This window comes from Legionella stuttgartensis (assembly GCF_977063405.2).
Window position 1 is genome coordinate 683957 of sequence record NZ_CDRUHA020000060.1, and the last position, 9307, is coordinate 693263.

Consider the following 9307-nt stretch of genomic DNA (forward strand, 5'->3'; position numbering starts at 1 on the left):
TGATGGATTGGTTGTTGGGGTCAAAAGACTCCGCCTACTGGTACTACCACGATTTTTCTCATTATTACGCTGTTTAGTTCAGTCTAGGCTTGTTTGATTAGTCTATAATTTAAACTACCAACACAAATTTGGAATATTCTCATGTGGTCGCAGCCTCAAAAAAATCCTTCGAAGCCAGGAGATGATCAATACGCTAAATTCATTAATAAACATCGCGAACTTAGAAATGTTATTGGTGGAGAGTTCACTGTTAATTTAGAGATGGCCCAAAAGGAATTAGCCAAGATAGAACAGGTTATTCAAATTATCGAGGATCATCAACGAAAACCGTTCGATGATCTTGAGGAGCGATTAAAAAAAGCAATGGAATATGGGAAGCTGGTAGAAAGACTGAGCGAGGAAAAACAGCGAGAGGAGGTTGCGAAGAAAAACTTGCAAAGACTTCCTTTACCATTGGAAGAAATAAAATTGCTTTCAAGCATTTTTGGCCATGAGGATGGCGGAATGCAATATTTATCTCAGGAAGATTTTCTAGCCAAATTAGAAAGTCTTTTAACGAGCAAAAATGAGAGGGACCAAAAAATTGTTGCCAAACTTGGACCTGAGGGCGGTGCAGTAGTGCAAAGTCTTATAAGTAACGTTAAAGAGGGCTTAGTCAAAACCCCATGGGATGAAATGAAAGGCATATTAGCCAAGGGAGTTAAGAATTTAGCTGATTATAACGATTGTAGCCAAATCTACAATGAAACGCTTTCTTTGCAAAGAAAATTGGATGCAGAAATCGAACAGTTATCAGGTGAAAAACCGTCTCCAAGTAGTATGGAACATCTTAAACAAAGAAAAGCAGCAATCTCAAAGTATATTCAAGAACTGGAAGCTATAAACAATGTGGAGCGTAAATATTTTACTGCTCTTACTACCACTACAGGCAGGAAAATAACTACTCTAGAAAGGGATCTAAAAGCGCTCGATGTCACTATAAAGCAATGTAAGAAAGATATTAAGGAAGATAAAAAACATGAGAAATCTGCTAAATTTGGCATCATGCGACTTGAGGGGCTTGAACTATCCCAAAAAGTATTATCATCCCTTGCAAAAAAAGGAAAACTGGAGCAAGCCATTCAAGAGATAGATGACGCGTTAGCTTCCAGTCAAAATGTCAAACCTTTTGATGATCTGTTAAAAAGGCTAGATAAGGAAAGCTCCAAGCAAGAGGATCATAAAGTTTTGGTCATGCCTGATAGTCCCTTGAGGAGTCAAAAAGAAGATAAACAAAGAAAATTTGAACAAAATCAACGAGAAATAGCAAAATTAATGGCTTCATTGGATGCAATAAAAATTGAAGGTAAAATTATTACTAAAGAAGAGCGAGAAAAGTGGGAAAAAATAGAGAAAAAAATAGATAAACTAATGTATGAAAATGATGCGCTTAAACCAGATAGTCCTCGAGTAAATGAAGAAGTAATTTATAATTTAAAACAAAGTATGCGAATGACATTAGCTCTAAGTGAGGGGAAAGATAAAAAAACTAAAGAAAGAGCGACTTCGTACTTTAAAAATATAAAACAAACAATAAAAGAGATGAGAGAAGAAGACGAAAAAATTGAGCGGGATGATAGTTATTCTTTAAAATGAAAAGTGAAGTTTGAGTCATGGAGTTCAGAATGAGTCGTACACAAGGGAATTGGTATGAAAAAAAAGCTTTTCGAAAACAAAATTATAATATTAGGATTTGGTTGTATAGGCCAAGCCTTATTACCTTTACTTACAAGTAAACTGGGTATTCCTTCTTCTAACATTTCAATAATTACTAATGAAAATTCTTCAATTCTCATAGCAAAGGAATTTTCAGTGAATATTTTTATACATAATATTAATCAAAACAATTATAAAACTTTGATTGGCTCTTTACTCACCTTTGAAGACCTTGTAATTGATGTTTCAATAGGTATTTCTACTGCTTCCCTTATTAAATTATGTAATGAACATCATGCGTTATATATCAATGCTTCCATTGAAGAATGGGGAGAGAGTATTTTTGAGAAAAACGATCCCGAAACATGGACTAATTATTGGTTACGAGAAAAAATTCTGGGTTTAAGAGAAACAATAAAAAAAACAAGTGTACTAACTCATGGGGCTAACCCTGGTCTTGTTTCTCACTTTGTAAAACAAGCTTTATTAAATATTGCAAAAGATAATTCGCTTCAAATTTCTCCTCCCCAAAATAGATTTGAATGGGCTTCTCTTGCAAAAACACTAAACATTAAAAGTGTCCATATTGCAGAACATGATACTCAAGTTGCGACTTCATTTAAAAAATGGGATGAGTTTGTGAATACGTGGTCGATTAAAGGATTTATTGAAGAAATCAAACAACCCATTGAAATAGGGTGGGGTACTCATGAGCGACACGTTCCACAGGGCGCTAAGTTTCATTCTCAAGGAGCGAAATCCAGTATCTATATAGAATGTCCTAGTGCGAGCATGAAAGTTCGGTCATGGACTCCAAGTTTTGGGGCCTATCATGGATATTTAATTACTCATCCTGAAAATACCTCAATTGCGAATTATTTAACCTTGGAAAAAGACAATAGAGTCTTATATCGACCCACGGTACTGTATTCCTATTGTCCCTGTCCTGATGCACTTCTTTCGTTACACGAACTTCAAGGAAATGAATGGATTCCTCAAAAAAATAGCCGATTGATTGTAGATGAAATAGCAGAAGGCATTGATGAGCTTGGTGTATTATTAATGGGGAATTCTAAAGGTGTCTATTGGTATGGATCTACTCTGTCAATAGAAGAATCACGCAAACTGGTTGCTCATAATAATGCTACAAGTTTACAAGTTGTTGCTGGATTAATTAGCGGAATTATTTGGGCCATTCAGCATCCTAATGAAGGCTTAGTTGAACCAGATGAATTACCTTATGATGAAATTTTAAAGAATGCCGTACCTTACCTAGGTAAAGTACAGGGGCATTATTCAAAATGGAGCCCTTTAAATAATAGAAAAGAATTATATCACGAAGATTTAGATGAGGCTGATCCATGGCAATTTGTAAATATGCAAGTTAAATAAAAACCTTTAATATTGAATCATACTTTTTGAAATGATCTATTTTCAGTGACCTAAATCTCCCTTGTTAATGGTCAACGATTCATTATCAACAGGAATAATAGAACGCTCATCACTTACATTCCAAATATTGGCATCATTAGGAGGAAAGAGTCTAAATTCATTTTTATAAATTTTGCTTGAAGGGAAACTCGGTTTCTTGCCAAACTTATCAGAAATGGGGATTGGAGAAATACAAATATAATAAACAAGAGAAGACATAATTCTTAAGGTATTTGTATTGATATTGTTTATATATAAATTTGGATAAGAACTTTGAAGGATTTCATGCGTAGTCCATTTATTTAACGGAAGAGAAATTGAAATAAATTTATCTGCATTTAATAAAAAACAGAGTTCATGGTAGTCTTTTTCATTATCCCATTGCAAATGAAACCAAAAGCCTAACAATGGATTATTGTTCCAATACAGCTCAGGAGTTTCAATATAAATAGACCATTCTGGAAGCTGGTAAAATTTCGTTTTATCCGGTGTGCTGGTATTCATTTCACCCAGTTTTTTATATAAATTTGAATCAAAGCGATAAATGCCCTGAGTATAACGCCATGTTCCAATTGCTGCCAAATACATCGCCTCTCGGGATTGCTCTAAATCAAGGCTGGAAGTGTTATATTCTTGAGCCACTATTGCTTTCCATGCATTTATAGGTAGAAAGCACCAAGAGGGCCATTCTTCTTTAAAGTAATTAATTGTTCTGTATTTGTTAACAAGATTCCAGGCATTAGGAAATTCATGAGATAATGTGACTAAATGGTCTTGAGGTTTCATAATTACTAATCCTTATTCATTAAACCAAACTTGTACCAAGTACGAATTTTGGTTTGAATGAAACCATATCATATTGAGAAATTAGGGTTTGAACTTATGTCCTTAATTCATATCAAAGTTGATTAAAGGGGATAAATCAGAGATTAGAATTGTTTATAATTATTTTATTTAACGCCAATATCTATAAGTATTCATTTTTTTCTTTGATTAGGAACTAACATTCGTTACGGCTCTATTTAAATTATAGCTTAAACTTTAAATTTATATTTGTGACTATAATTTAATAGGATTTCTATTTTTTTATTGCACTGCAACAAAGTAAATATATATATCAATTTGTTTTCTTAAGCTAAAAGATTTTATTTAATATTCAGGGAAATAATTATGGATAACTTAAGATTATGGTTTCAAAAATTTTCATCTTTTATTAGCGAAGTATCAGGAAGCTTAGTAGCTTTTATTACGGCCTTTTTACTTATAATTGTGTGGTTAATAACAGGTCCTATTTTTAAATTCTCAGATACTTGGCAACTCGTCATCAATACAGGGACAACTATTATTACCTTTTTAATGGTTTTTTTAATTCAACATACTCAAAATCGTGATAATAAAATAATAAATTTAAAATTAGATGAGTTAATAAAATCTCATCCTCCGGCGGATAATCATGCTCTTGATTTAGAAAAATTGACTGATGAAGAGCTACAATTTCTAGAAAAAAAATATAAAAAAATTTGCGGAGAAATTTTAAAAAAATAAACTCCTTTATTTCTGGGATTAAGGTAATAAGGGGAGGATGGTATCTTCCCCCAATAACTCAATTATCGCTTCCCATTACTTAATTTTTTTCCAGCTATTCAAATGAGCTATAATCGCTTTATTAAATTCGGGTATATCATCTGGGTTTCTACTTGTAATTAAATTTCCATCCTTAACTACAGCTTCATCGACCCATATTCCGCCAGCATTAATTAAATCAGTCTTCACGGAAGGCCAAGAAGTAAGACGTTTATTTTTAACTGCCATGGCATTAATAAGAAGCCATGGTCCATGACAAATAGCAGCAATAGTTTTTTGTTGAGCATTAATTTTTTTAGTAAATTCTACAGCTTCTGGCAAGGTACGTAATGTATCGGGGTTCATTACCCCTCCCGGTAAAAGTAATGCATCGTATTCATGTGGGTCGGCATTTTTTAAGAGTATATCTACATCAAAAAAATCTGCTTTATCTGAATGGTTCCAGCCCTGAACTTTTTGTTTATTTGAAATGAGAACAGTTTGAGCTCCTTGAGTTTCCAATGCTTCTCTAGGCTTTACCATTTCTACTTGTTCAAAACCATCTGTTAATAAAATAGCGATTTTAAGTCCATTAAGTGAGTTCATGATTAATCATCCTTAAAAGTAACGAATTTAATAAAGAATAGTAGGCTTTATGATTTTTGTAACTTAAGGTAAATAGTAAAATTTAGAGTTCGAATATAGATGACTAATAGCTATCGAAGTCATTTGATCCATGTTCTGCATAATTGGACGCGTATCTTATTGTTGAGTTAGCGCGCCAGAATCTAGGATTTAGTTTTTATATTTTAGAATTTCTATGAGTATTTAACTTTTTTGCAGACATCGTCAGATGCTTCTTCAGTTATATCACCGATATGTTTAATGTGCGTACCCTCGGGATGTCTTTCTGTTCACTTTTTTTCATTGAAAACTCCTTTTTTCATAATCTTTTAATATTAGTAGAAAATGGTAAAAGTAAAAGTTTTATATTGTTTTTAGATTAGGGGAAAAAGATAATACTTGTAAAAAAAGCTACCCACTTCACAAAAGAAATGGGTAGTCTTAAATTATATTTTTTCATTAGGTATATTTTGTGGGGGCACATTCATGGTGACCTCTTCTTTTCTACAACGCATACCATAACATGCTCCGATGCAGCTGGAAAACGCGCCTATAAAAAAGAGAATAAAAAGAACCCAACCACTCCAAGCTAAATGTTTTGCTTGTACGGATACACCAGGGGCATTGTTATTGTTCTCTCCAGCAACTACTTTATTTCCTACTGCTGAATTAGTAACTTCTATTGGTGCGAAAGAAGGACTTAGACTATTTTCATAGGATGAAAGATAACTTGTTGTAGGACCAATCAGTAAGATACTCAATATTAAAGCAATACTCCAGGTTATAAAACCATAAAGCACGCCACCATGGCAATAACAATGATAAAATCGGCCTATATATCCCGCTACAAATCCAGCGGTTCCCATTGCAGCAATCACCCCAATGATCAAACCAATTACACCACCTATAGCAATTACAGCAGCACCATTTGGAGATGAACTGTAGGCACTCAAGCCAATTGCCACTCCAAAGAGATTGAGTAGAAAACCAAGTCCTACTCCTACAAATGCACCAGCGACAATTGCGGTCCAACAAATATGAGTAGAAGTAGTTTTACAGCACCCTGATGTTTTTATTAGTGTTTCAGTATGCATGATAATTTCCTTTTTAAAGATGAGAGATAAGCCAAATTAATATAAGAATGCTCACTGGTATACCTAACAACCATCCAATAATATAACCCATTGTTTTCTCCTTAATGATTTAAATACAACTTACTCATGCAAATTAAGTATAAATCTTATTTTTTTTCCTGGGACATTTCCGTTTTTTTATCAGAGGCTGTATGTTGAGACGCGTTTCTAGAGGTATTGTTCTTGGATAAATTTGAGCTGGAGCTCGATGCTTTTTTTCTTAAATGAGAAGTGCTTTTAGCAGATGCTCTAGATGGCGAAGAGCGAGACATTTCTTTGCTGGCTGTAGAAGCGTAAGCTTGAGTTTGTTTCATTATATCTTGCGTTTTTTCACGAGCTTCTTGAGATATATTTTCCCACGAATGTCCCCAAATATTAAATAATTGATGCATGTAATCGAGACTATGGTGAGAATTCTCGATAAAAACTTGAACACTTTTTTCTAACAAAACTTGAGGATTATTCATTTGAAAATCTTCTGGTCTTAAATAAGAAAATTTTTGAAATGTTTCATTATTTAATTCTGCAATTTGTTGTAATGGCTGATTCAGTTTATTAAATGAATTCGATTTAAATTGTTGCATAATACGCTCCTTGTTGCATTGCACAATTTTATAATAGTGCATTATGGAGCAAAGTCAAAGAGAGGCTAACCCCTAGATGCTAGGGTAAACAGTAGTTTTATAGGCATGATGAAAAATAGATTACCTAATTATTTTTTACTCACGAATTTCTTGTTTTCTATAAATGATAAAATTACTTTCATTCCATATTCAATAACGCTTAATTTACTTAAAGAAACTGGAACTTTACTTCTTGTAATTTTGGAAAGAATAAATTGAAAGAGTTTTATTTTAAGATAGTTTAATAAAAATCGATATAACATGGTTTTCTCTAAAAAGCATAGACCATCCTATGATGGCCTGTATAATACTTGTATTTTTAATATAGTATAAGATTTAAAATTATCCAATTTACCTAATCATGAACCTTTGTGATTATCTAAATGTTTTAGATTGAAGTACTCGAATCCTCTCTATATTATTAATTTTTATTCTCTAGGTTTTCATTAGTTTTTCCAATTTTATTTAGTATGCTTTTGTTTTGAAAAAAATAGGTTCTTGTTTTCTCAAAACTCATGTTTTTTAAATTAAAAGAAAGATATCGAATTAAAACCAGCAATAAACCTATATTTAAAAATATAATAAGTAGTAGAGCAAGAACAGGACGATTAGAAATTAAAAACAAGGAATATCCTATTAATGTTGTAATTGATAACCAAACGGTCATTAATACAATAAAAAGCATGAATATAGTGAGCAATAGTGGAACAATAGATAATTTGGCGAGTTGCGCCTCCAGGCAAACTAAAGAGTAGGCTGTTTTATAAACAGATATTTTTGCCAATATAAGTTTTTTTAGCTGTTGTAAAAATTCCATTTTTCAGAGCTCGATTAAGTCTATTTCAAATTATTAAAACATAGTTTATTGGTTGTATTAATCCAAGCTTAAATTTAAAGTTTAGGGATTGTCTTAGGAAATCTAGGTATATTACCTAATATCAATCAAGCTAAGTTGGTCCATAGATTTAGATTAGAAAGATAAATTAATCCTATTCCTCCAACTAACCCAAATGACTCCTCTGAACTTGTTTTTTTGACTAAGCAATTCTAAATGCACATTAATTTTCTGTTAAAAGTATAACTAATTAGAAAGTCTGGATTAAAACTTTCATATTGTTGGCCACCGGAATTTGCTCGATCACTTAATTCAGGAGTATTTACTTGAGTTCCCTCACCAATTATTTGTTTGAAATCCTCCCTCTATAAGGAGTTTATTAGGAGGAACTGTACATGCACTATCTGAAAAGGACGGTCTGTTAATTAAAGTGAGTAACATGGTCTTACCCCGACAAGGAGCGCCCGCGAAAAGAGGGAAAGAACAAAGTAAAAGCACAACACTCCATTTAAATTTACTTTTTTATTCATAATTTTGAATCATTTAAAATAATATAATTCAATAACATATTTGCTCTTTTTAGAATTAGGGGATTTAAGATGTACCCTAGATGAAAAATTAAATGAAGTTATAGTCTCTACCCATTCACTATCACTCCTCCATTAGGATGTAGGATTTGCCCCGTCATATAAGATGAATCTTCAGAGGCAAGGTATAAATATGCGGGCGCAATTTCATAAGGATGAGCAGCGCGTTTCATAGGAACTTGCTCTCCAAAATGACTCACTTCATCTGCTTCAAAACTAGAGGGTATTAATGGGGTCCATACAGGGCCTGGGGCCACTCCATTCACTCGAATCCCTTTTTTCACTAAATTTTGCGAAAGTGAGCGGGTAAAGGCAACTAATGCTCCTTTTGTTGAAGCATAATCAATTAAGTGATCATTTCCTTTATAAGCGGTGACCGAAGTGGTGTTTATAATTCCACAGCCTTTTTTAAGATGGGGTAAAAAAACTTTAGTCATATAAAAGCAAGAAAAGAAATTGGTTTTAAACGTGTTTTCCATTTGCTCACAACTAATTTCTTCTAGACTATCTTGAGGATATTGAATTGCAATATTATTAATAAGAACATCAATTGACCCACATTCCTTTATAAATATTTTACTCAGTTCTTCACATGCTGAATACTCTTGTAAGTCGCCATGATTTAACCAACATTTTTGTCCTATTTCCTCTATAATTTTTTTGGTATTTTTTGCTTCATCATGTTCATTTGTAGACAGTGCTAATAACCCGCTAGTAAATGGCGCAGGCCATCAATAAAGTTTCACCAGAAAATACCCCAAGAAGTTTACAAAAAGACCAAGACAGAAAACTCATCTAAAATAAAGGGACTAATGA

Annotated in this window: 9 protein-coding genes; 3 read left to right on the top strand and 6 right to left on the bottom strand. The window is 32.9% G+C overall.

Going from position 1 to position 9307, the window contains the following annotated elements:
• Nucleotides 1–141 precede the first annotated feature (141 nt).
• Both ACWTEW_RS22340 and ACWTEW_RS22345 read left to right on the top strand, forming a co-directional pair.
• Entirely contained in the window at nt 142–1635 is a 1494-nt protein-coding gene (locus tag ACWTEW_RS22340; RefSeq protein ID WP_454780713.1) for a hypothetical protein, read from the top strand.
• A gap of 54 nt (nt 1636–1689) precedes the next feature.
• Nucleotides 1690–3087, top strand: a complete 1398-nt coding sequence (locus tag ACWTEW_RS22345; protein ID WP_454780714.1) for a saccharopine dehydrogenase C-terminal domain-containing protein — start codon at nt 1690–1692, stop codon at nt 3085–3087.
• Between the two features lie 42 nt (nt 3088–3129).
• Here the strand turns inward: ACWTEW_RS22345 and ACWTEW_RS22350 are convergent, their stop codons facing one another.
• A complete protein-coding gene (locus ACWTEW_RS22350) occupies nt 3130–3912 on the bottom strand; it encodes an AcrVA2 family anti-CRISPR protein (RefSeq protein ID WP_454780715.1) in 783 nt (260 codons plus the stop codon).
• A 384-nt stretch (nt 3913–4296) separates the two neighbouring features.
• On the opposite strand from ACWTEW_RS22350, the gene ACWTEW_RS22355 reads away from it, so the two are divergent.
• Nucleotides 4297–4671, top strand: a complete 375-nt coding sequence (locus ACWTEW_RS22355; protein WP_454780716.1) for a low affinity iron permease family protein — start codon at nt 4297–4299, stop codon at nt 4669–4671.
• Between the two features lie 75 nt (nt 4672–4746).
• On the opposite strand, the gene ACWTEW_RS22360 is transcribed toward ACWTEW_RS22355, so the two are convergent.
• From ACWTEW_RS22360 to ACWTEW_RS22380, 5 genes are all read right to left on the bottom strand, one after another.
• Nucleotides 4747–5295 (bottom strand): type 1 glutamine amidotransferase domain-containing protein, encoded by a 549-nt coding sequence (locus tag ACWTEW_RS22360; protein WP_454780717.1) that lies wholly within the window; start codon nt 5293–5295, stop codon nt 4747–4749.
• A gap of 464 nt (nt 5296–5759) precedes the next feature.
• Entirely contained in the window at nt 5760–6407 is a 648-nt protein-coding gene (locus ACWTEW_RS22365; RefSeq protein WP_454780718.1) for a hypothetical protein, read from the bottom strand.
• Nucleotides 6408–6553: 146 nt separating this feature from the next.
• The gene (locus tag ACWTEW_RS22370) at nt 6554–7030 is read right to left on the bottom strand and encodes a hypothetical protein (protein WP_454780719.1); all 477 of its coding nucleotides are present in this window, start codon (nt 7028–7030) and stop codon (nt 6554–6556) included.
• A gap of 460 nt (nt 7031–7490) precedes the next feature.
• Complete coding sequence (locus tag ACWTEW_RS22375; protein WP_454780720.1) at nt 7491–7886, bottom strand: hypothetical protein; 396 nt, start codon at nt 7884–7886, stop codon at nt 7491–7493.
• Between the two features lie 655 nt (nt 7887–8541).
• Nucleotides 8542–9189: an SDR family oxidoreductase gene (locus ACWTEW_RS22380; RefSeq protein ID WP_454780734.1), complete on the bottom strand. Its 648-nt coding sequence runs from the start codon at nt 9187–9189 to the stop codon at nt 8542–8544.
• Between the last annotated feature and the right edge of the window lie 118 nt (nt 9190–9307).

Bases quoted from the DNA above. Each gene is read 5' to 3' on its own strand.
- ACWTEW_RS22350 (WP_454780715.1), bottom strand. From the start codon at position 3,912: ATGAAACCTCAAGACCATTTAGTCACATTATCTCATGAATTTCCTAAT.
- ACWTEW_RS22375 (WP_454780720.1), bottom strand. From the start codon at position 7,886: ATGGAATTTTTACAACAGCTAAAAAAACTTATATTGGCAAAAATATCT.
- ACWTEW_RS22370 (WP_454780719.1), bottom strand. From the start codon at position 7,030: ATGCAACAATTTAAATCGAATTCATTTAATAAACTGAATCAGCCATTA.
- ACWTEW_RS22365 (WP_454780718.1), bottom strand. From the start codon at position 6,407: ATGCATACTGAAACACTAATAAAAACATCAGGGTGCTGTAAAACTACT.
- ACWTEW_RS22355 (WP_454780716.1), top strand. From the start codon at position 4,297: ATGGATAACTTAAGATTATGGTTTCAAAAATTTTCATCTTTTATTAGC.
- ACWTEW_RS22340 (WP_454780713.1), top strand. From the start codon at position 142: ATGTGGTCGCAGCCTCAAAAAAATCCTTCGAAGCCAGGAGATGATCAA.
- ACWTEW_RS22360 (WP_454780717.1), bottom strand. From the start codon at position 5,295: ATGAACTCACTTAATGGACTTAAAATCGCTATTTTATTAACAGATGGT.
- ACWTEW_RS22345 (WP_454780714.1), top strand. From the start codon at position 1,690: ATGAAAAAAAAGCTTTTCGAAAACAAAATTATAATATTAGGATTTGGT.